The organism is Oleiphilus sp. HI0043, assembly GCF_001634935.1.
Genome location: NZ_LWEY01000071.1, coordinates 1 through 811, shown reverse-complemented (window position 1 = coordinate 811; position 811 = coordinate 1). Strand labels below are relative to the sequence as shown.

General features: G+C 40.1%; 1 protein-coding gene. It reads left to right on the top strand.

Annotation, left to right across the window (positions count from 1 at the left end; translation table 11 throughout):
• Positions 1 to 115 precede the first annotated feature (115 nt).
• On the top strand, positions 116 to 811 hold a 696-nt coding region (gene thiD / locus A3729_RS01640; RefSeq protein WP_197475475.1), incomplete at its 3' end, for a bifunctional hydroxymethylpyrimidine kinase/phosphomethylpyrimidine kinase.

Genomic DNA, 811 nt, shown 5'->3' with positions numbered 1-811 from the left:
AAATAAAAGAAGCAAGGAAAGGAAAAGGTAGGGCATAATAAACTTTGGTAACATCTAAATGTTGTTCAACCTAAGCAACACAACATGGAACAAAACTACAAGTGACCTTCTTTATATGAAGTATACACCAAATGTACTAACAATTGCCGGCTCTGACTCTTCAGGCGGTGCAGGCATACAAGCAGATATCAAAACATTTACTGCCTTAAATGTCTATGGAGCATCAGTCATCACCAATGTCACAGCTCAAAACTCAAAGGGAGTTAAGGCCACCTATCCACTACCAGCGAAAGTTGTGAAGGATCAGCTACAAACAGTCATCAGCGACATAAACTTTAAAGCTATAAAGATAGGAATGCTGTATTCAAGTGAAATTATTAACGAGGTCGTAGAATGCCTTTCCAACAACACAAGTACACCTATAGTAATCGACCCAGTCCTTACTTCCAGTTCAGGCGTAATGCTTCTAGAAGAAGCCGCAAGAACAGCCCTGGTTGAGAACTTGTTTCCTTTGGCCACTCTAATAACACCCAACCTTATGGAAGCAAACTACCTGCTCCAATTTAAAGGAAAAGACACTGAAAATTTATGCACTCAGAATAAGGCCTTATTATTATCTGAGTTATTTGCATGTAGCGTTCTACTTAAAGGAGGTCATGTAAATGGCGAAATCGTTACCGACTACCTGCAGACCAATAAGGCAATGAATTCATTCTCGCACAAACGCATTGCAACAAATAATACTCATGGAACCGGATGCACACTATCTTCAGCAATCGCTGCAAACTTGGCTAAACAGCCAGACTTATTC